This window comes from Vineibacter terrae (genome assembly GCF_008039615.1).
GTDB classification, from domain to species: domain Bacteria; phylum Pseudomonadota; class Alphaproteobacteria; order Reyranellales; family Reyranellaceae; genus Vineibacter; species Vineibacter terrae.
Window position 1 is genome coordinate 12,711 of the sequence record NZ_VDUZ01000073.1, and the last position, 25,344, is coordinate 38,054.

General features: G+C 68.9%; 29 protein-coding genes and 1 riboswitch. Of the genes, 17 read left to right on the top strand and 12 right to left on the bottom strand.

The features are described 5' to 3' along the window. Nucleotides 1–22 precede the first annotated feature (22 nt). A complete protein-coding gene (locus FHP25_RS37735; RefSeq protein WP_231712622.1) occupies nucleotides 23–1,045 on the bottom strand; it encodes an AAA family ATPase in 1,023 nt (340 codons plus the stop codon). 176 nt (nucleotides 1,046–1,221) lie between these two features. Here FHP25_RS37735 and FHP25_RS37740 point away from each other — a divergent pair, with 176 nt between their 5' ends. The 4 genes from FHP25_RS37740 to FHP25_RS37755 are packed head-to-tail and all read left to right on the top strand — an operon-like array spanning nucleotide 1,222 to nucleotide 3,919. Continuing rightward, nucleotides 1,222–1,857 (top strand): CoA pyrophosphatase, encoded by a 636-nt coding sequence (locus FHP25_RS37740; protein WP_147852168.1) that lies wholly within the window; start codon nucleotides 1,222–1,224, stop codon nucleotides 1,855–1,857. A 7-nt stretch (nucleotides 1,858–1,864) separates the two neighbouring features. Then, nucleotides 1,865–2,254 carry a hypothetical protein gene (locus FHP25_RS37745; protein WP_147852169.1) on the top strand — a complete coding sequence of 130 codons (390 nt, stop codon included), beginning with the start codon at nucleotides 1,865–1,867 and terminating at the stop codon, nucleotides 2,252–2,254. Nucleotides 2,255–2,261: 7 nt separating this feature from the next. Beyond that, on the top strand, nucleotides 2,262–3,491 hold the full coding sequence (locus FHP25_RS37750) for a CCA tRNA nucleotidyltransferase (RefSeq protein ID WP_147852170.1): 1,230 nt from the start codon (nucleotides 2,262–2,264) through the stop codon (nucleotides 3,489–3,491). Continuing rightward, a complete protein-coding gene (locus FHP25_RS37755) occupies nucleotides 3,488–3,919 on the top strand; it encodes a hypothetical protein (RefSeq protein ID WP_147852171.1) in 432 nt (143 codons plus the stop codon). The genes FHP25_RS37750 and FHP25_RS37755 overlap by 4 nt, the downstream gene beginning before the upstream one ends. 17 nt (nucleotides 3,920–3,936) lie before the next feature. Here FHP25_RS37755 and FHP25_RS37760 read toward each other — a convergent pair whose 3' ends face one another. The 3 genes from FHP25_RS37760 to FHP25_RS37770 form a co-directional block, all read right to left on the bottom strand. Beyond that, nucleotides 3,937–4,497 carry a hypothetical protein gene (locus tag FHP25_RS37760; protein ID WP_147852172.1) on the bottom strand — a complete coding sequence of 187 codons (561 nt, stop codon included), beginning with the start codon at nucleotides 4,495–4,497 and terminating at the stop codon, nucleotides 3,937–3,939. A gap of 66 nt (nucleotides 4,498–4,563) precedes the next feature. Further along, nucleotides 4,564–5,490: an oxygen-dependent coproporphyrinogen oxidase gene (gene hemF / locus FHP25_RS37765; protein WP_147852173.1), complete on the bottom strand. Its 927-nt coding sequence runs from the start codon at nucleotides 5,488–5,490 to the stop codon at nucleotides 4,564–4,566. Then, a complete protein-coding gene (locus FHP25_RS37770) occupies nucleotides 5,487–5,945 on the bottom strand; it encodes a tRNA (cytidine(34)-2'-O)-methyltransferase (protein ID WP_147852174.1) in 459 nt (152 codons plus the stop codon). Before FHP25_RS37770 ends, hemF begins: the two co-directional genes overlap by 4 nt. Before the next feature lie 289 nt (nucleotides 5,946–6,234). On the opposite strand from FHP25_RS37770, the gene petA reads away from it, so the two are divergent. The 7 genes from petA (at nucleotide 6,235) to yihA (ending at nucleotide 12,407) form a co-directional block, all read left to right on the top strand. Then, entirely contained in the window at nucleotides 6,235–6,807 is a 573-nt protein-coding gene (gene petA / locus FHP25_RS37775) for a ubiquinol-cytochrome c reductase iron-sulfur subunit (RefSeq protein ID WP_147852175.1), read from the top strand. Between the two features lie 23 nt (nucleotides 6,808–6,830). After that, nucleotides 6,831–8,096, top strand: a complete 1,266-nt coding sequence (locus FHP25_RS37780; protein ID WP_147852176.1) for a cytochrome b — start codon at nucleotides 6,831–6,833, stop codon at nucleotides 8,094–8,096. Between the two features lie 13 nt (nucleotides 8,097–8,109). Then, a complete protein-coding gene (locus FHP25_RS37785) occupies nucleotides 8,110–8,934 on the top strand; it encodes a cytochrome c1 (protein ID WP_147852177.1) in 825 nt (274 codons plus the stop codon). Between the two features lie 87 nt (nucleotides 8,935–9,021). Further along, a complete protein-coding gene (locus FHP25_RS37790; protein WP_147852178.1) occupies nucleotides 9,022–9,660 on the top strand; it encodes a glutathione S-transferase family protein in 639 nt (212 codons plus the stop codon). 70 nt (nucleotides 9,661–9,730) lie between these two features. Further along, nucleotides 9,731–10,573: a 2,3,4,5-tetrahydropyridine-2,6-dicarboxylate N-succinyltransferase gene (gene dapD, locus FHP25_RS37795; RefSeq protein ID WP_147852179.1), complete on the top strand. Its 843-nt coding sequence runs from the start codon at nucleotides 9,731–9,733 to the stop codon at nucleotides 10,571–10,573. An 11-nt stretch (nucleotides 10,574–10,584) separates the two neighbouring features. Next, a complete protein-coding gene (gene dapE, locus FHP25_RS37800) occupies nucleotides 10,585–11,769 on the top strand; it encodes a succinyl-diaminopimelate desuccinylase (RefSeq protein ID WP_147852180.1) in 1,185 nt (394 codons plus the stop codon). 2 nt (nucleotides 11,770–11,771) lie between these two features. Further along, entirely contained in the window at nucleotides 11,772–12,407 is a 636-nt protein-coding gene (gene yihA, locus FHP25_RS37805; protein ID WP_147852193.1) for a ribosome biogenesis GTP-binding protein YihA/YsxC, read from the top strand. 83 nt (nucleotides 12,408–12,490) lie between these two features. Here the strand turns inward: yihA and FHP25_RS37810 are convergent, their stop codons facing one another. After that, nucleotides 12,491–13,768, bottom strand: a complete 1,278-nt coding sequence (locus tag FHP25_RS37810; RefSeq protein ID WP_147852181.1) for a serine hydroxymethyltransferase — start codon at nucleotides 13,766–13,768, stop codon at nucleotides 12,491–12,493. Between the two features lie 23 nt (nucleotides 13,769–13,791). Beyond that, nucleotides 13,792–13,876: riboswitch (ZMP/ZTP riboswitch) on the bottom strand. A 226-nt stretch (nucleotides 13,877–14,102) separates the two neighbouring features. Between FHP25_RS37810 and argB the strand changes: the two genes are divergently transcribed. Then, nucleotides 14,103–15,008, top strand: a complete 906-nt coding sequence (argB, locus tag FHP25_RS37815; protein WP_147852194.1) for an acetylglutamate kinase — start codon at nucleotides 14,103–14,105, stop codon at nucleotides 15,006–15,008. A gap of 141 nt (nucleotides 15,009–15,149) precedes the next feature. Further along, complete coding sequence (def, locus tag FHP25_RS37820) at nucleotides 15,150–15,716, top strand: peptide deformylase (protein WP_147852182.1); 567 nt, start codon at nucleotides 15,150–15,152, stop codon at nucleotides 15,714–15,716. A 17-nt stretch (nucleotides 15,717–15,733) separates the two neighbouring features. On the opposite strand, the gene FHP25_RS37825 is transcribed toward def, so the two are convergent. Further along, nucleotides 15,734–16,630: a transglutaminase family protein gene (locus FHP25_RS37825; RefSeq protein WP_147852183.1), complete on the bottom strand. Its 897-nt coding sequence runs from the start codon at nucleotides 16,628–16,630 to the stop codon at nucleotides 15,734–15,736. Nucleotides 16,631–16,643: 13 nt separating this feature from the next. Further along, nucleotides 16,644–17,393, bottom strand: a complete 750-nt coding sequence (locus FHP25_RS37830; RefSeq protein WP_147852184.1) for an alpha/beta fold hydrolase — start codon at nucleotides 17,391–17,393, stop codon at nucleotides 16,644–16,646. A 130-nt stretch (nucleotides 17,394–17,523) separates the two neighbouring features. Here FHP25_RS37830 and fmt point away from each other — a divergent pair, with 130 nt between their 5' ends. Continuing rightward, on the top strand, nucleotides 17,524–18,501 hold the full coding sequence (gene fmt, locus FHP25_RS37835; RefSeq protein ID WP_147852185.1) for a methionyl-tRNA formyltransferase: 978 nt from the start codon (nucleotides 17,524–17,526) through the stop codon (nucleotides 18,499–18,501). Next, complete coding sequence (gene truA, locus FHP25_RS37840; protein WP_147852195.1) at nucleotides 18,501–19,295, top strand: tRNA pseudouridine(38-40) synthase TruA; 795 nt, start codon at nucleotides 18,501–18,503, stop codon at nucleotides 19,293–19,295. The genes fmt and truA overlap by 1 nt, the downstream gene beginning before the upstream one ends. Here the strand turns inward: truA and FHP25_RS37845 are convergent. From FHP25_RS37845 to rpmH, 5 genes are all read right to left on the bottom strand, one after another. Then, entirely contained in the window at nucleotides 19,245–19,826 is a 582-nt protein-coding gene (locus tag FHP25_RS37845) for a YIP1 family protein (RefSeq protein ID WP_147852186.1), read from the bottom strand. The genes truA and FHP25_RS37845 overlap by 51 nt on opposite strands. A gap of 33 nt (nucleotides 19,827–19,859) precedes the next feature. Further along, nucleotides 19,860–21,707 (bottom strand): membrane protein insertase YidC, encoded by a 1,848-nt coding sequence (yidC, locus tag FHP25_RS37850; protein ID WP_147852187.1) that lies wholly within the window; start codon nucleotides 21,705–21,707, stop codon nucleotides 19,860–19,862. Nucleotides 21,708–21,719: 12 nt separating this feature from the next. Continuing rightward, nucleotides 21,720–22,034: a membrane protein insertion efficiency factor YidD gene (yidD, locus tag FHP25_RS37855; protein ID WP_147852188.1), complete on the bottom strand. Its 315-nt coding sequence runs from the start codon at nucleotides 22,032–22,034 to the stop codon at nucleotides 21,720–21,722. Beyond that, entirely contained in the window at nucleotides 22,031–22,381 is a 351-nt protein-coding gene (gene rnpA / locus FHP25_RS37860; RefSeq protein WP_147852189.1) for a ribonuclease P protein component, read from the bottom strand. The genes yidD and rnpA overlap by 4 nt, the downstream gene beginning before the upstream one ends. A gap of 128 nt (nucleotides 22,382–22,509) precedes the next feature. Further along, on the bottom strand, nucleotides 22,510–22,644 hold the full coding sequence (rpmH, locus tag FHP25_RS37865) for a 50S ribosomal protein L34 (RefSeq protein ID WP_119262629.1): 135 nt from the start codon (nucleotides 22,642–22,644) through the stop codon (nucleotides 22,510–22,512). Nucleotides 22,645–23,017: 373 nt separating this feature from the next. On the opposite strand from rpmH, the gene FHP25_RS37870 reads away from it, so the two are divergent. Both FHP25_RS37870 and FHP25_RS37875 read left to right on the top strand, forming a co-directional pair. After that, nucleotides 23,018–23,707 (top strand): TVP38/TMEM64 family protein, encoded by a 690-nt coding sequence (locus FHP25_RS37870; RefSeq protein WP_231712623.1) that lies wholly within the window; start codon nucleotides 23,018–23,020, stop codon nucleotides 23,705–23,707. Beyond that, nucleotides 23,704–25,131: a dihydrolipoyl dehydrogenase family protein gene (locus tag FHP25_RS37875; RefSeq protein WP_147852191.1), complete on the top strand. Its 1,428-nt coding sequence runs from the start codon at nucleotides 23,704–23,706 to the stop codon at nucleotides 25,129–25,131. Before FHP25_RS37870 ends, FHP25_RS37875 begins: the two co-directional genes overlap by 4 nt. Nucleotides 25,132–25,344: the final 213 nt, after the last annotated feature.

The following is a 25,344-nucleotide window of genomic DNA, read 5'->3' on the forward strand; positions in this document are numbered from 1 at the left end:
CGCGGACTCCGCGCTCCGGGCCTTACGCCAGCTTGGTGCACAGCTTGGCAATGACGCTGTCGACGGTGACGCCCTCGGCGCGCGCCGCAAAATTCGTGGCCATGCGGTGGCGCAGCACCGGGCCGGCCAGGGCGACGATGTCGTCGACCGAAGGCGCCAGCCGGCCCTGCAGCACGGCACGGGCACGCGACGCCAGCATCAGCGCCTGGCTGGCGCGCGGACCCGGGCCCCAGGCCACATGCTTCTTGATGTCCTCGACGTCGGTGCTGTCGGGGCGGCCGGCGCGCACCAGGGTGAGGATCGCATCGACCACCTTGTCGCCGATCGGCACGCGGCGGATCAGCGCCTGCGCCGCCTGCAGGTCGGCCGCGGTCAGCACCCGCTCGGCCTGCGGCTGGCGGGAGCCGGTGGTGACGATCATCATCTCGCGCTCGGCGGCCTCGTCGGGATAGCCGACATCGACCTGCAGCAGGAAGCGGTCGAGCTGCGCCTCGGGCAGGGGGTAGGTGCCCTCCTGCTCCAGGGGGTTCTGGGTCGCCAGCACGTGGAAGGGGCGCGGCAGGTCGTGACGCTTGCCGCCCACGGAAACGTGATATTCCTGCATGGACTGCAGCAGCGCCGACTGGGTGCGCGGGCTGGCGCGGTTGATCTCGTCGGCCATCAGCAGCTGGGTGAACACCGGGCCCGGGATGAACCGGAAGGCGCGGCGGCCGGCGGCATCCTCCTCCAGCACTTCCGATCCCAGGATGTCGGCCGGCATCAGGTCAGGCGTGAATTGCACGCGTCGTGCATCCAGCCCCAGGACGATGCCCAGGGTCTCGACCAGCTTGGTCTTGGCCAGGCCCGGCAGGCCGACCAGCAGCAGGTGTCCGCCCGACAGCAGCGAGATAAGTGTTTGATCGATAACGTCTCTTTGGCCATAAATGACCTTGCCGACGCTGTCGCGGACGGCACGCAGCTTGCCGCCCAGCGCCTCGATGTCCCGCAGCACGGCTTCGGGATCGGCAGCGGCATCGGTGAATGGGGGCGGGAGGTCGGTTTGCACGCGAAAGCTCCGTGGTTCTGGGCGGGCGCCAAGGCGGGTCATCCTGGTGATCCTCGCGGCTCGGGCGCCACGGCCTGCTCGTCAGCCTGCTTACAAGATTGCAAACGACACGCCACCCATCAAATGACGATTACGCGGGTTTCCCAATCATGGGAGCCGGGAAATCAGGCGAAGGCATGACGATGACACGTGACGAGGTGCGCACGAAGCTCCTGGCCCGCAATGCGGCGATCGCCGCCGGCCAGCTGGTGCCGCCGGCTTATGTCGGTAGTGATTTTGCGCTCAACGGCGCCGACCGGCCGCCCGCCGACCTGCGGCCGGCCGCCGTCCTGGTGCCGCTGGTCGATCGCGCCTCGGGCCTCACCGTGCTGCTGACGCAGCGCACGGCCGACATGCCCAGCCATGCCGGCCAGATCGCCTTCCCCGGTGGCGGCCGGCGTGTCGGCGATCCCGACCTCATCGCCACCGCGCTGCGCGAGACCGAGGAGGAGATCGGGGTCGGCCGCAACCTCGTGGATATCGTCGGCCTGATGGACAACTACGTCACCGGCTCGGGTTTCCTGATCACGCCGGTGGTCGGCTTCGTGCAGCCCCGGTTCGAGCTGAAGCCCGACCCGCGCGAGGTCGCCGACATCTTCGAGGTGCCGCTGGACTTCTTCCTCGATCCGGCCAACCACCACATTCATTCGCGGACCTGGCAGGGCCGCGAGCGGCGCTACTACGCCATGCCCTACGGCGAGCGCTACGTGTGGGGCGCCACCGCGGGCATGATCAAGAACCTGTGGCGGATTCTGTCCGGCCTGCCGGAGTGAGGCTGCCATGCGCGCCGCGCTGATCCTGGTCCTCGCCCTGGGCGGGCCGGTCGCCTTGTTCTTCCTGTGGGCCTGGGCATCGGCGATCAAGCGCGAGCGCAAGCTGCAGGGCACCCTGCCGGCCTGGCAGGACCTGCCCTGGACGAACCTGCTGATCGCCGGCCTGCTGCTGGCGATCGTCGGCATCATGGCCATGTACTTCACCGACGACCGCAAGGGCGGGCTGCTGGGCTGCAACGCCGTCTCCGTCATCCCGAGCGCAGCGAGGGATCTCCTGCGGCAAGACGCACAGTGCGCCATTCGCGGGAGATCCCTCGCTGCGCTCGGGATGACGGCGGGGGCGGCCGCGCAGCGTTGCGCGGCATGCGATGGCTCCGCCCCTCCGGGGGAAGGCTGAGACCGCCATGCCGCCCACAGGCCGCCTCGCCGTCCAGCCGTGGATGAGCGACCCCCGCACCCGACGCGTGCTCGACGCGCTGGCGCGCGACGGCATCGGCGTGCGCTTCGTCGGCGGCTGCGTGCGCGATGCGCTGCTCGGCAAGGATGTCGTCGACATCGACCTCGCCATCGACCACCCGCCCGAGGCGGCCATGCGGGCGCTGACGGCGGCGCATCTGAAGGTGATCCCGACCGGGATCAAGCACGGCACGATCACCGCCGTGTCGGGCGGGCGGCCCTACGAGATCACGACCCTGCGCCGCGACGTGGAGACCGACGGGCGGCACGCCATCGTCGCCTTCACGGATGATTGGCGGGCCGACGCGGCGCGGCGCGATTTCACGTTCAACGCCATGTTCTGCGACGCATCAGGCGACCTGTGGGACTTCTTCAGCGGCCGCGACGATCTGGTGGCGGGGCGGGTGCGCTTCGTCGGCGACGCCGCCACCCGCATCGACGAGGACGTGCTGCGCACCCTGCGGTTCTTCCGCTTCCACGCCTGGTATGGACGCGCGCCGTTCGACGCCGACGGCTTCGCCGCCTGTCGCGCCGCGGCCGGCAAGCTGCGCAGCCTGTCGGCCGAGCGTGTGCGCAAGGAGCTGCTGAAGCTGCTCGCGGCCGACGATCCGGCAGCCACGATCGAGGCCATGGCGGCGATCGGCCTGTTCAGCCATTGGCTGCCCGAGCACGGCGGCACCGATCTGCTGCGCCGCGTCGTCGCCAACGAGCGGGCGGTCTCGGTTGCCGACGGTCTGCGGCGCCTGGCGGCGATCATCGGACCGGCGGGCGACGCGACGATGATCGGCAAGCGCCTGCGCTTGTCGACGCAGGAATCCCTGCGGCTCACCGTGATGCTGAGCGCCGAGCCCGTCATCGACGTCGGGCATGGCGCGGCCGCGGTCCGCCGGCAGGTCTACCAGCTGGGCAATGCGCTCTATGTCGATCGGCTGATGCGCGCCTCGGACGCCGGCCTGCCGGCCTGGATGCAGGCCTATCGCCTGGCCACGACATGGACCGCGCCGGAGCTGCCGGTGTCGGGCGGCGACGTGCTGAAGGCCGGCGTGCCGGCGGGCCGCCGCGTCGGCGCGCTGGTCGCGGCCCTCGAGGGCTGGTGGATCGACCGTGATTTCGCGCCCGATCGCGCCGCCTGCCTGGCCGAGCTGCGCCGTCGCATCGAGGCGGGGGAGGGCGCATGATCCGGCCCGGGCTGGCGCTGGTGCTGTGGCTGGCGACGGCAGCGCTGCTGCTGGCCAACCACACGATCGGCGATACGCTGATCGCCACGGCGATCGGGCCGCGCGATGCCGCCTGGTACAAGGCGCTGCTGCCGTTGCCCTATGTCATGCTGATGGCGGTGATCCACGCCCGCCGCACGGCCGGCCCGGCATGGCAGGCGGCAGCCTTGCTGGCCGGGGGGCTGTGGTCGGTGACGACGGCGCTGCTGGACGCCGTCTACGGCCGCATCACCTATGGCGAGAGCCTGGAGGCGATCCTCGACCGCTATGCCGTGCTGGAGGGTGCGCCCTGGCCCCTGCTGCTGCTGGCGCAGCTCGTGCTGCCGTGGCTGTGCGGCTGGTTGACCGCCAGACGGCGACGGCCCGCCGATCCGGCGGGCCGTCCGTGAGCGGCATGGCCGATCGGCTACTGCTTCTTCGCCAGCTGGCCGGTCGCGGTGCGGCGGATGTTGCCATCGACCGTGCTGCGGAACGCCAGCAGCAGGTTCTTGCCCTGCAGGGTGCGCGTCCAGGCGTTGAGGATGTAGCCGCCGGACTCGCTGATGGTCACCGAATAGACCGTGAGGCTGTTGCCGTCGATGCCGGCCCAGTACTGGGTCTGGCCCTGCATGAGGTCGGCTTCCGGCCCCTTGAACAGCTTGCCGTTCACCGTCGGCTGGAACACCACGGTCTGGCCCTGCGCCTTGGGGTTGGTCTGGCCGTCGTTGACGCGGAAGTCGATGCTGGACCAAAGCACCTTGAAGTTGTCGCCGTCCTTGACGATCTCGACGTCGTAGTCGCGCTGCGTCACCTTCGACTGCTTGCCGCCGACCAGCTCGGAGACGCCGGTGCCGGCATAGGTGCCGACGAACGGCTCGATCGGATGCCTTTCGGGCTTCGCCGGATCGTCAGCCGCCAGGGCCGCGCTTCCCGCGACGACAGTCGTGGCGATCAGGGCCGCCGTCAGCGCGCGCCGTGTCCAGCTCATCTATGCCTCCCACGCAGGAACTGCTGGCGCACTGTAGCGGCGGCGATGCAGAGGGTAAAGACGGGCCTACCACCTGACCTCGGGCGGCATGGAGGTGAGGATCGCCTCCACGTTGCCGCCGGTCATGAGCCCGAAGCGCGTGCCGCGGTCGTGCAGCAGGTTGAACTCGACGTAGCGGCCGCGCCGGCGCAGCTGGTGGTCGCGCTCGGCCTCGGTCCACGGCTCGTCGCGGTGGCGGCGCACCAGCCTGGGGTAGACGTCGAGGAAGGCTTCGCCAACGGCGCGCGTGAAGCCGAAATCGCGGTCGCGGTCGCCGCTGTCGAGGTAATCGTAGAAGATGCCGCCCACGCCGCGGGGCTCGCCGCGATGCGGCAGGAAGAAGTACTCGTCGCACCAGGCCTTGAAGCGCGGGTAGTAGGCCGGATCGAAGCGGTCGCAGGCGCCCTGCAGCGCAGCATGGAAGGTGGCCGTGTCGGCGTCGTCCGCGACCATCGGCGTGAGGTCGGCGCCGCCGCCGAACCAGGCCCGGGTGGTGACCACGAAGCGCGTGTTCATGTGCACCGCCGGCACGCGCGGCGAGCGCATATGGGCGATCAGCGAGATGCCCGACGTCCAGAAGCGGGGATCCTGCGCCGCGCCGGGGATCTGCTGGCGGAATTCGGGCGAGAACTCGCCATGGACCGTCGACACGTTGACGCCGACCTTCTCGAAGACACGGCCGCGCATCACCGACATCACGCCGCCGCCGCGATCGCTTTCGCCTTCGCCGTGCGCGCTGCCGCGCTGCCATGCCGTGCGCTCGAAGCGCCCGGGCGGCAGCTCGCGATGGGTGCCGGCCAGCTCGTCCTCCAGGGTCTCGAAGGCGGCGCAGATGCGATCGCGCAGCGACTCGAACCAGGCGCGCGCTGCCTGCTTGCGCGCCTCGATATCGGCGTCGAGCGGGGATGGGGACGGCGCCGGGCGGCGCTCGTGGCTGTCGGTGGGGGCGGTCATGTCAGGGCAGCGTATCCGTCGGTCTGTCGCAACGCCTCGCTCAATACCATCGCTGCGGCCAGGGTGACATTGAGCGAGCGCAAGCCCGGGCGCATCGGCAGGCGCAGCCGCAAATCGGCGGCGGCATGCACATCGGCCGGCGCGCCGGCGCTCTCGCGGCCGACCAGCAGCGTGTCGTCGCGCCGGAACGCGACCTGCGGGAAGACGTGGTCGCCGCCGGTCGTGAGCAGGATCAGGCGCCCGGCGCCGCGGTCGCGCTGGAACGCCTCCCAGGAGCTGTGCCGCACGAGGCGCACATGGTCGATGTAGTCCATGCCGGCGCGGCGCAGGCGGCGGTCGTCGACCGGAAAGCCGCACGGCTCGATCAGATCGACCGCCACGCCCAGGCAAGCAGCCAGCCGCAGCATGGCGCCGACATTGGGCGCGATGTCCGGCTGATAGAGGGCAAGGTTCATGGCCAGCCGTCTACCAGCGGCCGGCGAGTCGCGAAACCGGCGTCAGCGACATCACGACCGCTTGGCGGCCATGGCAGAGGTGGTCTAAAGCCCTCAAGGCGGCGCTGTGATGCGCCGGCGTGGATGTGCGTGGCGATGTGTGCACGTTTGTGCGTCATCCTGCCGCATGTGCGCTGCGGAACGCCGATCAGGTGCGGGTAACAAATCCTTGAACCCTGAGGGGCTTTCCGCTTCATTACGGCCGCTTTTTCCGGGCGGTTCGCCCGTCCGCGAGTGGGGACAAGTACTGATGGCGACAACCAGCAATCCGGCGACGATGCCAGGCGGCGCCGGGCACGGCGATGGTGTGACCCGGCGTGATTTCCTGTTCATTGCGGCCGGTGCCACCGGTGCGGTGGGGGCTGCAGCGGTGGCGTGGCCGCTGATCAACAACATGAACCCGGCCGCCGACGTGCTGGCGCTGGCGTCGGTCGAGGTCGGCCTCAACGGCATCGAGGTCGGCCAGGCCATCAAGGTGAGCTGGCGCGGCAAGCCGGTCTTCATCCGCCGCCGCACGGCGGAGGAGATCAAGGAGGCCCGCGACGTCGACTGGCACACGCTGCCCGACCCGCAGGACGACGTCTCCCGCGTCCACAAGGGCAAGGACGAGTGGCTGATCCTGGTCGGGGTCTGCACCCATCTGGGCTGCATTCCGCTGGGCACGGCCCAGGGCGAGCCCCGCGGCGACTACCACGGCTGGTTCTGCCCCTGCCACGGTTCGCACTACGATACGTCCGGTCGCATCAGGAAGGGGCCGGCACCGAAGAACCTCGAGGTGCCGACCTACGACTTCGCGAACGACACCACCGTCAAGATCGGCTGAGCGGGCCGGAGGGGAGCAGAGTCATGGCCTCGACGCAAGGCGTGCCGCCGGCTTACAACAACGCGGTCATCAGGTGGATCGACAAGCGGCTGCCGATCTTCACCTTCATGCATCATGAGTACGGTGTCTTCCCGACGCCGCGGAACTTCAATTACTGGTGGAGCTTCGGCGGCATCGCGATGGTGATGCTGATCACCATGATCGCCACCGGCATCGTGCTGGCGATGAACTACACGCCGCATGTGAGCTACGCCTTCAACTCGGTCGAGCGCATCATGCGCGACGTGCCGCAGGGCTGGCTGATCCGCTACATGCACATGAACGGCGCGTCGTTCTTCTTCATCGCCGTCTTCATCCACATCTTCCGCGGCATGTACTACGGCTCCTACAAGAATCCGCGCGAGCTGCTGTGGATCCTGGGCGTCGTGATCCTGCTCTTGATGATGGCCACGGCCTTCATGGGCTACGTGCTGCCCTGGGGCCAGATGAGCTTCTGGGGCGCCACCGTCATCACCAACCTGTTCTCGGCCATCCCGGTGTTCGGCCAGGACATCGTGACGTTCCTGTGGGGCGGCTTCTCGGTCGACAACCCGACGCTGAACCGCTTCTTCTCGCTGCACTACCTGCTGCCGTTCGTGATCGTCGGCGTCGTCGTGCTGCACATCGCAGCCATGCATGTCGCCGGCTCCAACAACCCGATCGGCATCGACCCCAAGGGTCCGCAGGACACGCTGCCGTTCAGCCCGTACTACGTCACCAAGGACGGCTTCGCGGTCGTGATCTTCCTGATGATCTATGCCGCGTTCGTCTTCTTCGCGCCGGACTTCTTCGGCGAGCCGGACAACTACATCCCGGCCAACCCGCTGCAGACGCCGGCGCACATCGTGCCGGAGTGGTACTTTCTGCCGTTCTACGCCATCCTGCGCAGCATTCCCGACAAGCTGGGCGGCGTGATCGCGATGTTCGGCTCGATCGGCGTGCTGTTCCTGCTGCCGTGGCTCGACACCGCGCGGGTGCGCTCGTCGCGGTTCCGGCCGATCTACAAGTGGTTCTTCTGGGTGTTCGTGCTCAACGCGCTGGTGCTGGGCTGGGTCGGCGGCAACGCTGCCGACGCGGAGCTGGCGATCGGGTCCATGCACATCCCGCTGCTGTGGATCGGGCGGCTCTGCACGTTCTACTACTTCTTTCACTTCCTGATCCTGTTGCCGATCCTCGGCAAGATCGAACGGCCGCTGCCCTTACCCGCCAGCATCGCCGAATCAGTGCTCAAGCCGGCTATGGCCAGGTAAGGGGGATCGCACGATGCGCAAGTTGATCGCCACCGGCGCCTTTCTCCTGCCGTTGCTCGCTGCGCCGGCGGCCATCGCCCCGGCCCTGGCCGAGGGTGGCCACGGTCCGGCGCTGCTGCCGGCCAAGTTCTCGTTCGAGGGGCCGTTCGGCACCTACGATCGCGCCGCCGCCCAGCGCGGCTTCCAGATCTACAAGGATGTCTGCGCGGCCTGCCACTCGATGTCGCTGCTGTCCTACCGCAACCTGATGGACCTCGGCCTCAGCGAGGCGGCGGTGAAGGGCATCGCCGCCGACGTGACGGTCCAGGACGTCAACGACAAGGGCGAGCAGATCGAGCGGCCGGGCAAGCCGTCCGACCACTTCAGGAAGCCGTTCCCCAACGAGGCCGCGGCCGCGGCCGCCAACGGCGGGGCGGCACCGCCCGACCTGAGCCTGATCGTCAAGGCCCGGCCCGACGGCGCGCGCTACGTCTTCTCGCTGCTGCAGGGCTATGTCGAGTTCGACAAGCTCTCCGACCAGGAGAAGGCCGCCTTCGGCCTCGCCAAGGACTACAAGCTCGAGGACGGCAAGCACTTCAACAAGTACTTCCACCCCGGCGAGCAGGGCTACAAGATCGGCATGGCGCCGCCGCTGGCCGATGGCGCCGTCACCTACATCGACGGCACCAAGAACGACTTGCCCACCATGGCGCGGGACGTGGTGACCTTCCTTGCCTGGGCGGCCGAGCCGAAGATGGAGGACCGCAAGCGCACCGGCGTGCGCGTGATCCTGTTCATGCTGATCTTCGCCGGCCTGATGTACGCGGTGAAACGCAAGGTCTGGGCCGACGCGCATTGAGCGTCGCCGCGCGACGCACGATCTGCGAAGGCCGCCCGCTCCGGGCGGCCTTCGTTGCTTTCAGGGCCCCGACAGGGAGGCAGAGCAATGGCCGACTACACGCTGTGGTGCTTCGCGCAATCCGGCAACGCCTACAAGGTGGCCCTGATGCTCAACCTCTGCGGCACCGATTGGACGCCGCGCTTCGTCGACTATTTCGGCGGCGAGACGCGCACGCCCGAATACCGCGCCGTCAACGTGATGGGCGAGGTGCCGATGCTGGAGCATCGCGACGTGCGGCTGACGCAGTCGGGCGTGATCCTCGACTACCTGGCTTCGAGCCTGGGCAAGTTCGCGCCGCAAAGCGCGATCGAGCGGCGCGAGACGCTGCGGTGGCTGTTCTTCGACAACCACAAGCTCACCAGCTACACCGCCACCTACCGCTTCCTGCGCAACTGGGGCACCAATGTCGATCCGGCTGTGCTTGCCTTCTTCGAGCAGCGCGTCAAAGCCGCCTTCGGCGTGCTGGAGGCCCAGCTGGCGAAGCAGCCGTTCGCGATCGGCGAGCGGCCGACCATCGCCGACCTGTCGATGTGCGGCTACCTCTACTGGCCCGACGAGATCGGCATCGACATGGCGCCCTATCCTGCGATCCGCCGCTGGCTCGACGACATCAAGGCCTTGCCGGGGTGGGAGCATCCATACGCGCTGATGCCGGGCCATCCGTTGCCGGCAAGGAAGCAGTGATGGGCCGTGGGGCGCGGTTGACGGATCGGGCGCGCCCGCTATGGTCCGCCGTCTTCGAAAAGGAGAGATCATGAGTGCCGCTGAGCTGAGGCAAGCCGTCGAGACCGCCTGGGACAATCGCGACGGCATCAACAGCAAGACCAAGGGCGAGGTGCGCGACGCCGTCGAGGCCGCCATCGCCGGCCTCGACGATGGCACGTATCGCACCGCCGAGAAGGTCGGCGGCGAGTGGGTCGTGAACCAGTGGCTGAAGAAGGCGGTGCTGCTGTCGTTCCGGCTGTACGACAGCGTGCCCATGGATGGCGGCGCGGTGTTCCCGGGCATCGGCGCGGCGCCGTGGTACGACAAGGTGCCGCTGAAGACCTCGGGCTGGGATGCTGCCCGGTTCGCCAAGGCGGGCTTCCGCGCCGTGCCCGGCGCGGTGGTGCGCCGCGGCTCCTACGTGGCGCCCAACGTCGTGCTGATGCCGAGCTTCGTGAACCTCGGCGCCTATGTCGGCTCGGGCACCATGGTCGACACCTGGGCGACGGTGGGCTCCTGCGCCCAGATCGGCAAGGACTGCCACCTGTCGGGCGGCGTCGGCATCGGCGGCGTGCTGGAGCCGCTGCAGGCCAACCCGGTGATCATCGAGGACAACTGCTTCATCGGCGCCCGCTCCGAGGTGGTCGAGGGCGTGATCGTCGAGACCGGCGCGGTGCTGGCGATGGGCGTCTTCATCAGCGCCACGACCAAGATCGTCGATCGCGCCAGCGGCCAGATCCATGTCGGCCGGGTGCCGGCCTACTCGGTCGTGGTGCCCGGCAACCTGCCTGGCGGGCCGAACCGGCCGTCGACCTACTGCGCCGTGATCGTCAAGACGGTCGACGAGCGCACCCGCTCCAAGACCTCGATCAACGAGCTGCTGCGGGACTAGGCCGCGCCGTCATGCCCGACGCCCTCGCCAATACCGCGCTCGACGTCGTCGAGCTGACACGTGCGCTGGTGCGATGCCCCAGCGTGACGCCGGTCGAGGGCGGCGCGCTGGCGCTGCTGGAGGACCGCCTGTCGCCGCTGGGCTTCCGCTGCGAGCGCATGGATTTCAGCGAGCCCGGCACGCCTGATGTCGCCAACCTCTATGCCCGCGTCGGTGCCGGCGGAAAGCATTTCTGCTTCGCCGGCCATAGCGACGTGGTGCCGGCCGGCGATCTGTCGTCGTGGACCATCGGTCCGTTCGCTGCCGAGCTGTCGGACGGCTATGTCTTCGGACGTGGCGCCGCCGACATGAAGGGAGCCATCGCCGCGTTCGCCTGCGCCGCGGCGGCGTTCCTGCGTCAGCGCGGAACGGATTTCGGCGGCTCGATCAGCCTGCTGATCACCGGCGACGAGGAGGGGCCGGCCGTCAACGGCACGGTCAAGATGCTGCGCCGGCTGGCTGAGCGCGGCGAGGCTGTCGACCTCTGTGTCGTGGGCGAGCCGACATCGTCGAAGCGCTTCGGCGACATGATGAAGATCGGCCGCCGCGGCAGCGTGAATGTCGAGCTCACCGTGCGCGGCATCCAGGGCCATGTCGCCTATCCCGACCGCGTCGACAATCCGATCCACCGGCTGGCGCGCCTGATCGAGGCGCTCATCGGCGTGCCGCTCGATCAAGGCAGCACCCATTTCCAGCCCAGCTCGCTGCAGGTGACCACGGTCGATGTCGGCAACCCCGCGACCAACGTCGTCCCGGGCGTGGCGCGCGCCCGGTTCAACGTGCGCTTCAACGATCTGTGGACGTCGCAGACCCTGCTGGCGCATCTGCGCGAGCGGCTCGACCAGGCCAACGGCCGGGTCGGCGGCAACGGCCTCTACGAGATCGATGCCCAGGTTTCGGGCGAGTCGTTCTATACGCCGCCGGGCGAGCTGTCCGACCTGATCGCCGGCTCCGTGCGGGAGGTCACCGGCATCGACCCGGAGCTGTCCACGACCGGCGGCACGTCCGACGCGCGGTTCATCCGCGCCGCCTGCCCCGTGGTCGAGTTCGGGCTCGTCGGCGAGACGATGCACAAGGTCGACGAGAAGAGCGCCGTCGCCGACCTGCAGGCCCTCGCCCAGGTTTATACGCTGATGCTGGAACGGTGCTTCTGGTGAGCATGGACAGCCTTTACAGCGACGATCAGATCGAGGCCGGCCGCCGGTTGTTCGCGGCTCCGTGCACGTTCATCGCAGGCGCGGCATCGATCGAGTCGCTGCCGCCGTTCGAGCTGCCCGAGATCGCCTTCGCGGGCCGCTCCAATGTCGGCAAGTCGAGCCTGGTCAATGCGCTCACCGGCCGGTCGACCCTGGCGCGCGTATCGTCCAAGCCGGGCCATACGCGGCAGCTGAACTTCTTCGACCTCGGCAGCCGGCTGATGCTGGTCGACCTGCCCGGCTACGGCTTCGCCCAGGTCTCCAAGAGCCTGAAGCAGAGCTGGCAGGATCTCGCCGCCGCCTACCTGCGCGGCCGCCCGACGCTGAAGCGCATCTGCCTGCTGATCGACGCGCGCCACGGCGTGAAGGACTCCGACCGCGAGACGATGAAGAACCTCGACAAGGCGGCCGTGGTCTACCAGCTGGTGCTGACCAAGGCCGACCTGCTGAAGTCCGGCACCGCCGTCGCGCAGGCACTCCAGGCGGCGACCGCGGAGGCGGCCAAGCATGCGGCGGCGCATCCGCAGGTCATCGCCACCAGCAGCGAAGCCGGCGCCGGCATCCCCGAGCTGCGCGCGGAGCTGGCGGCGCTGGTATAGGCCGAGGGCGAGGTCGGGCCGCGCCGCTCCAGCGGCGCTCAAGCATGCGGCGCCGCGGGAGCGCCACCGCCCCGGCCGGAGGCTTACGCTGCGCGGGCTTCCGTCACGCCGGGCAGCGGGAATTGCCGGCAGAACGCACGGACCTCGTCCGCCAGCCGCGACAGGCGGGCCGCGTCGTCGGGATGGCGCATCGCATCGACCATCCAGCCGGCGATGCGGTGCATCTCGGCCTCGCCCATGCCGCGCGTGGTGGCCGCGGGCGTGCCGATGCGCAGGCCGCTGGGGCGCAGCGGCGGGCGCGGATCGTCCGGCACCACCTGCTTGTTGGCGGCGATGCCGATCCGGTCGAGCGCCTCCTCGGCGCGCCGGCCATCGAGGCCGAAGCTGTCGATCGTGTGCAGCACCAGCAGGTGGTTGTCGGTGCCGCCGGTAATCAGGCTCACGCCCTGCGCCAGGAGGGCGGTCGCCAGTGCCTGGGCGTTGGCCAGCACCTGGCGGGCATAGTCGCGGAATGCCGGTTCGGCCGCCTTGCGCAGGGCCACGGCCGTGGCGGCGATGGTGTGCATGTGCGGCCCGCCCTGCAGGCCCGGGAACACCGATGCGTCGATCGCCTTGGCTTGCGCCGAGCGGCACAGGACGAGGCCGGCGCGCGGGCCGCGCAGCGACTTGTGCACCGTGGTCGTGACGATATCGAAGCCGTCGTCGAGCGGGTTGCGCAGCGCACCGGCGGCGACGAGGCCGCCGATATGGGCGATATCGGCCATCGCCAGCGCGCCGACCGCATCGGCGATGCGGCGGAAGGCGCCATAGTCCAGCCCGCGGGGATAGGAGCTGAAGCCGCACAGCACCAGCTTCGGACGGGTCTCCAGCGCTGTGGCCATCAGCGCGTCGTAGTCGATGGCACCCTGCTGGTTGTGCCGGGTCTTGTAGCGCACGAAATTGAACAGGCGGCCCATGTGCGACACCGGCGCGCCGTGCGTCAGGTGGCCGCCATGCGACAGGTCCATGGCGAGCACGGTATCGCCCGGCTGCAGGCAGGCGAGGTACGCCGCCTGGTTCATGGCCGAGCCGCTGAGCGGCTGCACGTTGGCGTGCTCGGCACGGAACAGGGCCCGGGCCCGTTCGCGTGCGATGTCCTCGATCCGGTCGGTGAACTGCTGGCCACCGTAGTAGCGCCGGCCGGGATAGCCTTCGGCGTACTTGTTGGTGAGCACGGTGCCGAGCGTCGCCAGAACCTCGGGATAGGTGTAGTTCTCCGACGGGATCAGCTCGATCCCGTCGCGCTGGCGCACTTCCTCGCCGCCGATCGCGGCGGCGATCTCGGGGTCGTTGTCGGCAAGCAGTTGGCGATGATGGTCCATGGGCAGCCTCCTGACGTCGGTCGGAAACATGCCCAGGCGAGCGGCCCCCGGCTGTCCGTGCTCCCCGGTGGTGGACGCCACCTTGACTCGCCAGTCACACGGACGGGGACGCCTCCGGTCAAGCCGGCGGCGCGGGCGGACTCATAGGCGGGTTGGCGGCGCAGCGCAAGCCGTCGCGCCGCGCCGGCGCCTTCCGTCATAAGACTGTCAATCGCGTCTGGCCGCTTGGCGCCGTGGTCCGGCTTGGTTATGGTCCGGCGTTCATGCCCTCGCCCGCATCCGGGCCGAGGGCTTTTTCCGATCAGCGAGGGTGGGGGCGGCTATGGCCGAACCGATGCAGCCGGAGAGCAAGGAGCAGAAGCGGTTGATCCGCATGGCCGAGACGATCTCGCAAGCGCTGCCCTATATGCGACGTCTCTCCGACGCCAACATCGTGGTCAAGTACGGCGGCCACGCCATGACCGATCCGCATCTGGGCGACATCTTCGCGCGCGACATCGTGCTGATGAAGCAGGTCGGCATGAACCCGATCGTGGTCCATGGCGGCGGTCCGCAGATCAACCGCATGCTCGAGCGGGTCGGCATCAAGAGCAACTTCGTGCACGGCCTGCGGGTGACCGACGCGGCCACGATGGAGATCGTCGAGATGGTGCTGGCCGGCGCCATCAACAAGGCGATCGTGGCCGACATCAACGAATGCGGCGGCACCGCCGTCGGCATCTGCGGCAAGGACGGCAACCTGATCCTGGCACGCAAGGTCACCGAGATGCGCGATCCGCGCACCGGCGAGCTGCTGCAGGTCGATCTGCAGCAGGTGGGCGAGCCGGCCCGGATCAACGTCATGGTGCTGGAGCAGCTCGCCGCCGCCAAAGTGATCCCGGTGGTGGCGCCGATCGGCTTCGGCCTCAACGACGAGCTGACCTACAACATCAATGCCGACACCTCGGCCGGCGCGATCGCCGGCGCGATGCGCGCCAAGCGCCTGTACTTCCTCACCGACGTGCCGGGGGTGCTCGACAAGAACAAGCAGCTGATCCGCGAGATGAACGTCGAGCAGGCGCGCGGCCTGATCGCCGACGGCACCATCTCCGGCGGCATGATCCCCAAGATCGAGAACTGCATCGATGCCGTGAATGCCGGGGTCGAGGCCGCGGTGATCATGGACGGCCGCGTGCCGCACAGCCTGCTGCTGGAGTTGTTCACCGAATCGGGCGTCGGCACCATGGTGAAGCGGAAGTAACCGCCTTTCACCGAGGTTTCGCGATATTGCCGCAGCCGGTGCTGGGGTTTTGCGTTCCTTGCGTGGGTGGGTCGGGGCCGCCTTGACGGCCGATGGGCGACACCATACCTAAGTGGCCGAATTGACTAGCGAATGGTCCCGATGGCCCTGTTGCCGATCCTGACGGCGCCCGATCCGCGCCTGAAAAAGAAGTCCCAGCCCGTGAAGGCGGTCGATGCCGAGACCCGCCAGCTCATGGACGACATGCTGGAGACCATGAAGGCCGCGCCGGGCATCGGTTTGGCGGCGCCGCAGGTCGGCGTGCTCAAGCGCGTGATCGTCCTGGAGATCGAGCGCGAGGACACCAGCACCGGGCCATTGTTCATGGCCAACCCGGAGATCATCGACGTCTCCGAGGAGGACGCCACCTACAACGAGGGATGCCTGTCGGTGCCCGAGCACTATGCCGACGTGGTGCGTCCGGCGAAGGTCACCGTCCGCTATCTCGACCGCGACAATGTGCAGCGCGAGCTGTCGTGCGACGGCCTGCTGGCCACCTGCGTGCAGCACGAGATCGACCATCTCGACGGCATCCTGTTCATCGACAAGATCTCGGCGCTCAAGCGCTCGATGATCCTGCGCAAGCTGGTGAAGGCGCGCAAGGAGAAGGAGCGCGAGGGGGACGAGCCAACGTCGGCCAAGAAGGAAAGCGAGCACGCGGTGCTGTAGCTTTCCGGCGAAGGTCCTCAATCCTTGCGCGTGACGCTCACCTCGACCTCGAGGCCCAGCCCGTCTTCGGCCTTGCCCTCCCAGGATCCCGATACGGGCGAGGCCTGCGCCGGGTCGCGCACGATGGCGACCGGGATCAGGGCGCCGTCGGAGACCAGCGCGTTGGTGGGATCGAGGTGCATCCAGCCTGCGCCCGGCAAATAGATCTGCGCCCAGGCATGGGTGGCGCCGCCGCCTTCGACCGCCGGCGCATCGGCGGCCTCATCCCGGCCAGGGTCGTAGATGTAGCCGCTGACGAAACGCGCGGCGAGGCCCAGGCTGCGCGCGCCCTCCATCATCAGATAGGCGAAGTCGCGGCAGGTGCCGGACCCCGATTGCAGCGTCTCGAGCGGTGACTGGGTCCCGTAGGCGTCGCGCGGCACATAGGTGAAGGTGCCCCTGATCGCAGCCGCCATGGCGTTGAGCACCGGCAAGGTCTCGGGCAATCCCGGCGTTTCGTCGGCGACAGTGAGGAAGCCCTTGGCCCAGAGATCGATCGCGTGCTCCGGGTCCGGCACGTGCCGCTCCTGCAGGCCGGCGAGATCACGGATCTCGTCGGCCGAGTAGGCCAGCGGCAGGTTGCGGGCATGCTCCGCCACCATGTACTCGGTGGCCACGAACGGGAAGCGTTCGACGTCCAGCGTGCTCTCGATGACCAGCGCGCTGGCCGGCTCGGCGAAGTCGACGAGCGCGATGCTGTTGCCGAACACGTCGTATTGCCAGACGGTCTGGCTCGGCGTCGGCGTGATCGCAAGCGTGGCCTCGTGCAGGCGCATCTCGTGGCTGTCGCGTGGCCGCACCATCAGGCGATGGCGCCCGAACATGACCGGGTTGGCGTAGCGGTAGGTCGTCGTGTGCCGCAGCAGGAAGCGCATGTTGAATGTGCTTTCACGTCGGCGTGTGGCGAGTCAGGAAATCGCGCACACGGCGGATCGATTCGGCGAGATGGGTCGGGCCGCGCCAGTCCTGCTGCACCTCGAGATCGGGCGCCAGGCGTGCGATCTCGGCGCTGGTCTCGGCCGGGTGCGGGGTGTCCGTGCCCGGTTGCAGGTATAGCGGCGTGCGGCAGCCGCGCACGAAATCGCGGCTGACCGAGAACACGAAATCGCCGCCGAACATGTTGCGGCCGAAGCTCTGGATGACATCCTCGCCCAGGGTCGGATCGCGCTCACGCATGGTCTTGCTGAAGCCGTCGACGGCCGCGGCCCAGGTGGCGCGGTTCTCATGCAGGCCGATCGGGTTCTGCAGCACGGCCGCCGCCACGCGGTCCGGCGCCATCGCGCACAGCTTCAGGCAGAAGCTGCCGCCGATGCAGCCACCCATGACGTGGAACTGGCGATAGCCGAGATGGTCCATCAGGGCGAGATGGTCGGCGCCATAGGTGTGCCAGCCGTGATCCGCGGCCACCGCGCCGCGGGACTGGCCGGCATTGCGCTGATCCATGCCGACCACGGTGAACCGGTCCGACAGGTCGGCCATCGGATTCATCCATGGTGCCGGCGCGTTGGAATCAGCCGGGCTCGCGCGCCAGTACGCCAGCTGCGAGCGCAGCCCGCCGGGTGCGAACAGCAGCAGCGGGAAGCCTGAGCCGTGGACCTCGTAGTAGATTTCGGCGTCGGGAAGCTTGAGGGTAGGCATTGGCAGCTCCGCTGTCGTCGACCGGCGCGAAGCATGGGCCGGGAAGAGCGCCGCGTACAAGCCCCAACCAAGTGACCGCCAGCTATCCGGCGCGTTGCCGCGCTGATGGCCGGCGGCCTATAACAGCCGCATGAAACTCGCTTTTCTCGGCACATCGGAATTCGCCGTGCCGGCACTGCAGGCGCTGGTCGATGCCGGGCACGACGTGGTCGCGGTCTACACCCGTGCGCCCAAGCCGGCCGGCCGCGGACAGAGGGAGCAGAAGACCCCGGCGCACAGGCTTGCCGATCAGCTGGAGCTTGTCGTCCGCACCCCCCGGACGCTGCGCATCGACGAGGCCGCGGCCGAGTTCAAGGCGCTCGATCTCGATGCCGGCGTGGTCGTGTCCTACGGCCATATCCTGCCCAAGAGCTTTCTCGAAGCGCCGCTGCTGGGCTGCTTCAACATCCACGGCTCGCTGCTGCCGCGCTGGCGTGGGGCGGCGCCGATCCAGCGCGCGCTCCTGGCCGGCGATGCCGAGACCGGCGTCACCATCATCCGCATGGACGAAGGGTTGGACACCGGCCCGATGCTGCTGGCCGAAAGCGTGCCGATCCGTGCCGACACCACGGCGGGATCGCTGCATGATGGGCTGGCGGTGCTGGGCGCGCGGCTGATCGTGTCGGCGCTTGACGGCCTCGTGGCCGGCACCTTGCAGGCCGTGGCCCAGCCCGCCGACGGCGTCACCTATGCCCACAAGCTGCAGCGCGAGGAGGGCGCCCTGGACTGGCGCCGGCCGGCAGCCGAGCTCGAGCGGCAGGTGCGCGCGTTCGACCCCTGGCCGGGCACCTACTTCGATGCGCCTGCCCCAGGTGGCGGGATGGAGCGGATCAAGCTGCTGGGGGCCGCGCTGGCGCTGGCCGCGGGAGCACCCGGCACGGTGAGCGTCGCGCGCGACGGCGTTCCGACGGTGGCTTGCGGCGTCGGCGGCATGCGGTTGCTGCGCCTGCAGCGGCCCGGCAAGGCGCCGGTCGATGGCGCGGCGTTCGCCCGCGGCTTCCCGCTCGCCGGCACGGTGCTGCCACCGCCGGCCGGCGGCGATGCGCCGGTGGTGCGGCCGACGGGATGATGGCCCGCTACAAGCTCACCCTGGAATATGACGGCGCGCCGTTCGTCGGCTGGCAGCGGCAGGACAACGGCCTGTCCGTCCAGCAGGCGGTCGAGGATGCGGTGCTGCGGTTCTGCGGCGAGCGTGCGCATGTGCAGGCTGCCGGCCGCACGGATGCCGGCGTCCATGCCTGGGGCCAGGTTGCGCATGTCGACATCGCCAAGCCGACGCGGCCGGATGTCGTGCGCGATGCGCTGAACTTCCATCTGAAGCCGCATCCGGTGGCGGTGGTGTCGGCCGAGGCCGCGCCCGACGGTTTCCACGCGCGCTTCTCCGCCACGGGCCGGCGCTATCTCTACCGCATCGTCAACCGGCGCGCGAAGCTCGCGCTCGATGCCGGCCGTGCCTGGCTGGTCTCGGTGCCGCTCGACGATGCAGCGATGACGCAGGGGGCGCGCCGCCTGGTCGGCCGGCATGACTTCACCAGCTTCCGCTCGACCGCCTGCCAGGCCGCGAGCCCCGTCAAGACGCTCGACCGGCTGGACGTCAGCCGTGCGGGCGATGAGATCCGCATCGACGTCGCGGCGCGCTCGTTCCTGCACAACCAGGTGCGCATCATGGTCGGCACCTTGAAGCTGGTCGGCGAAGGCAAATGGACGCCCGATGATGTCGCTGCGGCGCTGGCCGCGTGCAATCGTGAGCGCGGCGGACCGACGGCACCGCCGGACGGCCTCTACCTCGCGGCCGTACGCTACGAGGCGCCCTCAGGCAGCCTCGAAGGTGAAGCCGATGAAGCCGTTGATGATCAGGCCTAGCATCAGGCCGAGCCAGAGGTTGAGCGCCGCCAGCGCGATGGCCGGCACCCAGGGTATGTCGAGCGTGCAGCGCAGGATGCGCGCCACAAGGACCAGCGTGGCAAGGATCACGGCAAGCTCGACCACGCCGACCAGGCTGGGCGCGATCAGGCGCGACAGCGCCGACAGGCCGACGGCGGCGACCAGGAAGGGCACGTTGGCCCAGTTCAACGCCACCACGCTGCCGATGTAGCGCTTGGCTCGGTCCATGAAGCGGCTCAGCTCCAGCAGGACGACGGGGAACAGGGTCCAGTCGATGATGTAGCGCAGCGTCTCCAGCGCCGCCACGCGCGGCTCGGATGACGCCGTCGTCGCGCCGTCGTAGATCATCATCAGGTAGAAGGCATAGAGCGGCGCCAGCAGCACGGCCGGCCGGAACGACCGCCAGAAGCCCTCGCGGCTGCGATCCAGCAGGGCGAGCCCGGACGGGTCGCCCTTCATCAGCCGGATCGCGCCGCTGACGCCGCGCGTGATCTCGATCAGCGTCAGCATGCCGTCTCTGCCTTGCGGCACCTCCGCGGCTGGCTACTTCTTGCGGCCGGCGGTCTTGCCTGCGGCTGCCGGCTTGGCGGGTGCAGGCGGTGCCGCCGGCTTCGGCGCCGGCGCCGGAGCCTTGGCGCCGAATGATACCGGCACGCCCAGGCGCCGCATGATGGCGTATTGCTGGGCCATCGACAGCGTGTTGTTCCATGCCCAGTAGATCACCAGGCCGGCGGCGAACTGCCCCAGCATGAAGGTGAACATGATGGGCAGGAACTGGAAGATGCGGGCCTGGACCGGGTCGGCCGGCTGCGGGTTGAGCATCTGCTGCATGTACATCGTGATGCCCATGATGATGGGCCAGATGCCGATGTCGACGATGTGCAGCAGCGGCGGCACCTGCCAGTGGGGCAGGCCGAACAGCTGAAGCAGGCCGAAGCCCTGCAGCAGCGTGAGCGGGTCGGGCGCGGCAAGGTCGTGGATCCAGCCGAAGAACGGCTGGTGGCGCATCTCGATGGTCGTGTACAGCACCTTGTAGAGCGCGAAGAACACAGGGATCTGCAGCAGCACCGGCAGGCAGCCCGCTGCCGGGTTCACCTTCTCGCTCTTGTAGAGCTTCATCAGCTCCTGGTTCATCGCCATCTTGTCGTCGGCGAAGCGCGCCCGCAGCTTCTCCATTTCTGGCTGCAGCGCCTTCATCTTCGTCATCGACTCGTAGGACTTGTTGGCCAGCGGGAAGAACGCCAGCTTGACGAGCACGGTGAGCGCCAGGATGGCGATGCCGAAATTGCCGATCAGGCCGAACAGCTTGTCGAGCAGCCAGAACAGCGGCTTGGTGAGGAACCAGAACCAGCCCCAGTCGATCGTCAGGTCGAAGCGCGCGATGCCCAGCGCCTCATGATACTGGTCGATCAGGGTGACGATCTTGGCGCCGGCAAACAGGCGCGCCGTGGCTTCGCTGCTGGCGCCCGGCGCCACCGTCACCGGCGTGTCGTTGCGGAAGAACGCGTGATACTTCTTGAGCGTGCCGCCTTCGACGCTCTGGCTGATTTCGGTGGCCACCCGCGTCTTCTGGTCGGGGATCAGCGTCACCATCCAGTACTTGTCGGTGAAGCCCAGCCAGCCGCCGGTGGTCGGCAGCGTCTGCTTCTTGCCGTCCTTGAAGTCCGACCAGGAGAACTCCTTCAGGACCTCGTCGTAGACGCCGTAGGGGCCTTCGTGCAGCAGATAGATGCCCTCGGTCTTGGGGTCGCCCTCACGGGTGACGAGGCCGTACGGGAACAGCGACACCGGCTTGTCGGTCTTGTTGTCGACGGCCAGCGCGACGGTGAACATGAAATTCTGATCGAGGGTGATCTTCTGCCGGAAGATGAGGCCCTCGCCGTTGTCCCAGCTCAGGGTCAGGGGCTGGCCAGCGGCCAGCTCGGTCCTGTCGGCCGTCCACAGCGTGTCGGCGTCGGGCAGCTTGACCGCGGCGTTCGACACGTTGGACCAGCCGAAGCGCACGTAGTAGCCATTGGGCGAGCGCTCCGGCGACAGCAGCGTCACCATCGGGCTGTTCTTCTCGACCGTCACGCGATGCTTGGCCAGCAGCACGTCGTCGATGCGCGCGCCGCGCAGCGCGATGGAGCCTTCGATCTGCGGGGTGGTGATCGTCACGCGCGGCGACGCCTTCAGCGCCTCCTCGCGCGTTGCCGCTGGCGCCGACGGGCTGCCGGCCGACGGTACTGGCGTGCCGGGCGTGCCGGGTGCGCCCGGCGAGGGTACAGGGTGCGACGGCTGCTGCTGTTGCTGCGGCGGTGGGGGCGGCGGCGCTGGGGGCATCAGCGCCTGCCATCCGACGATGATCGCAATCGACAGCGCGATGGCGAGGATGAGGTTGCGCTGATCCATAGCGTGAATCCGTCAGAATTCGAGTGGCCGTGGCGTGCTCGGCGGCGCGGCGGGCAGCCGGCCGGAAGGGTTCGCCAGTGGGGGCACGGGGTCATAGCCCAGACCACCCCAGGGATGACAGCGACAAATGCGCCGTACAGTGAGCCAAGTGCCGGCGATCGGCCCATGCGTCTGCAGGGCTTCGTTGGCATAGCGCGAGCAGGTCGGCTCGAACCGGCAGACGCCGCGGAAGAAGTAGGCCGGCACGAGCTGGTAGAAGCGGACCAGCCCGCGCAGCACCAGTGTCAGGGCGCCGGTCAGCAGCCGGATGGGAAGCAGCTGTCTCATGTCGCGCCTGCCGGCTCCTGGACCTTCAGCCGGTGCAATGCCCGGCGCAGGTCATCGGCCATGCTGGCATAATCGCGGCGCACCGCGTCGTGGCGGCCGATCAGGACATAATCGAGGTCGATGCGCGCGCTCGGCACCAGGATCTCGCGTGCCAGCGACCGCAGCCGGCGGCGCACCCGGTTGCGGATAACGGCGTTGCCGATCTTCTTGGTGACAGTGAAGCCGACCCGCGGCTGCCGCCCGGCGGGGATGTCCGATGGCCGTGCGGCGACCTGCAGGATGAAGCCCGGCGTCACCTGCTTGCGGCCGGACGCTTGGAGACGCAGAAAATCGGCCCGCTGCGGCAAGCGCCCGAGGCGCCGGGGCCTCGGCAGGTCAGGCGTCGTGGATCGCGTATAAGGTGCGGCCGGCATTGGACGGCCGTTGGCGACTGCGGGTCAGGCGCACGTCGCTGGCGACGGCTCGGAGGCGTGGCTTACGCCGACAGCCGCTTGCGCCCCTTGGCGCGGCGGTTGGCGATGACGGCGCGGCCGCCGACCGTGGCCATGCGGCTGCGGAAGCCGTGGCGGCGCTTGCGCACCAGTTTGCTCGGCTGGTAAGTGCGTTTCACAGCGCAACTCCCTGTTCATGCGGTCGCCTCGAGGGGCGCCCCGGTAAAATGCGACAACCGCCCAGGAAGCTTCCCAGCCACCGGCGCAGCCGACGACGGGCCGCATGGGCGGTCGAAAGTGGCGCAGCCTATACGAGGCGGCGGCCGGGAAGTCAACGGAGCAGCGACCCGTGCGCTGCCCAGGAACGCCGCTCACCGGGCCGTGACGGCAAATGAGTCGCGCGTCAACGGCCGCGATGCCTATAACCGATCTCGGCGCGAACAGGGACGTCGACAACAAGCGCGGCGTGCCAGGAGGTGCGACACGAAGACCATGGCGGCACGCGGGTCCGACACCGACGATATCCGTCGTGCACCATCGCGGTGGCGTCGGATGACGCCACTGGCACTGCTGATTGTCGGGCTGGCGCTGTTTTTTGCGACCGGCCTGCATCGAGTCCTGACCTTCGATGCCCTGCGTGCTCATCGCGTCGCCTTGGCCACCTGGGTGGCCGACCATCGTTTGCTCGCGCTGCTGCTGTATCTGATGGCGTACACGATCCTGGTGGCGTTCTCGTTGCCGCTGGCCACGCTGGCGACATTGCTGGGTGGCTGGCTGTTCGGCACGCTGGTCGGCACCACCCTCGCCGTCCTGGGCGCGACCATCGGCGGGATCGCGGTGTTCCTCGCCGCACGCAGCGCCTTCGGCGACCTGCTGCGTGCCCGTGCCGACTCGTTCCTGGGGCGCATGGAGGCGGGCTTTCGCCGTGATGCGTTCAGCTACCTGCTGTTCCTGCGGCTGGTGCCGATCTTTCCCTTCTGGCTGGTCAACGTCGCGCCGGCGGTGTTCCGGGTGAAGCTGCGCACCTATGCCATCACGACCTTCTTCGGGATCATTCCCGGCACGGCCGTCTACTGCAGCGTCGGCGCCGGCCTGGGCGGGGTGCTCGACCGCAACGAGACGCCCGACGTCAAGCTGATCTTCGAGCCGCAGGTGCTGCTGCCGCTGCTGGCCCTGGCGGCGCTGTCGCTGGTGCCGATGCTCTATGGCCGCTGGAAGGCCGCACGCGGTGAGGGGCCGTGACGAGTCGGCTGGAACTTGACATCTGCGTGATCGGGGCCGGCTCGGCCGGGCTGTCGCTGGCGGCCGGGGCGGCGCAGCTTGGCCTGAAGGTGGCGCTGGTCGAGCACCACAAGATGGGCGGCGACTGCCTGAACTATGGCTGCGTGCCTTCGAAGTCGCTGATCGCCGCTGCGCAGGTCGCCCAGACCCTCCGCCGGGCCGACCGTTTCGGCGTCGGCGCCGCCGAGCCGGTGGTCGATTTCGCTGCGGCCATGGATCACGTGCGCGCCGTGATCGCCGCCATCGCGCCCCATGACTCGGTCGAGCGGTTCGAAGGGCTGGGTGTGCGGGTGATCCAGGCGCCGGCGCGCTTCGTCTCGCGCGACGAGGTCATGGCGGGTGAGATCGCCATCCGTGCCCGGCGCTTCGTGGTGGCCACCGGATCGCGGCCGGTGGCGCCCCCGGTCCCGGGCCTGGCGGATGTCCCGTACCTGACCAACGAGACGCTGTTCAGCAACCGTGCGCGGCCCGACCATCTGCTGGTGGTCGGCGGCGGGCCTGTCGGCCTGGAGATGGCGCAAGCCCACCGCCGGCTGGGTGCCCGGGTCACGGTGCTGGAGGCGGCGCGGCTGATGGGCAGCGACGATCCAGAGCTGGTCGACGTCGTGCGCCGGCGCCTGGCGAGCGAGGGGATCGAGCTTCACGAGCAGGCGCGGATCCTGCGCGTCGAGCGCGACGGCGTGGAGGTCGCGGTGGCGATCGACACCGGCAGCGGGGAGAGGCGGCTGGCCGGCTCGCATCTGCTGGTCGCGGCCGGCCGGGCACCCAATGTCGAGCAGCTCGACCTCGCCGCAGCCGGCATCGCGGCGACCCCGAAGGGCATCACCGTCGACAAGACGCTGCGCACGACCAACAGGCGGGTCTATGCGATCGGCGATGTCAACGGGCTGGCGCCGTTCACGCACATGGCCGGCGCGCAGGCGGCGCTGGTGATCAGGCATGCGCTGTTCCGCCTGCCTGTCGATGTTCACGCCGGTCCGGTGCCGCGCTGCACCTACACCGATCCGGAGCTGGCCCAGGTCGGCATGACCGAAGCGCAGGCCCGTGCCGCGCACGGCGACACGGTGCGGGTGGTGCGCTGGCCCCTGACCGGCAACGACCGCGCCCAGGCCGAGCGCGAGACCGAGGGCCTGGTCAAGGTCGTGACCGACCGGCGCGGCCGCGTGCTCGGCGCCGGCATCGTCGGCGCGCGGGCCGGCGAGCTGGTCCAGGTCTGGTGCCTGGCGCTGGCGCGCAGGCTGAAGATCGGCGCCGTGGCCCAGATGGTGGTCCCCTATCCAACCCTGGGCGAGATCAACAAGCGCGCGGCCGGCGCCTACTTCACTGAGCGGCTGTTCTCGCCGCGCACCCGGCGGATCGTCGGCTGGCTGTTCCGGCTAGGGTAACTGCCGGATCGGTGCAGCGGATGTAATTGCGTATAATGTGCAATTATTACGTGCCGCCCTGACGACATGCCTGGGCAAGCCGGCGCCCTAGCAGCCTGTCGGACTGAGGTTATTGGGTAGTTGATTGAGTGATTTTGAAAGCACCGAGGTCATGGGTCGCGATTTTTGGTGGTACTTTCCCCGTCAGGCGTGTGCGAGGGTGAACATCCGCTT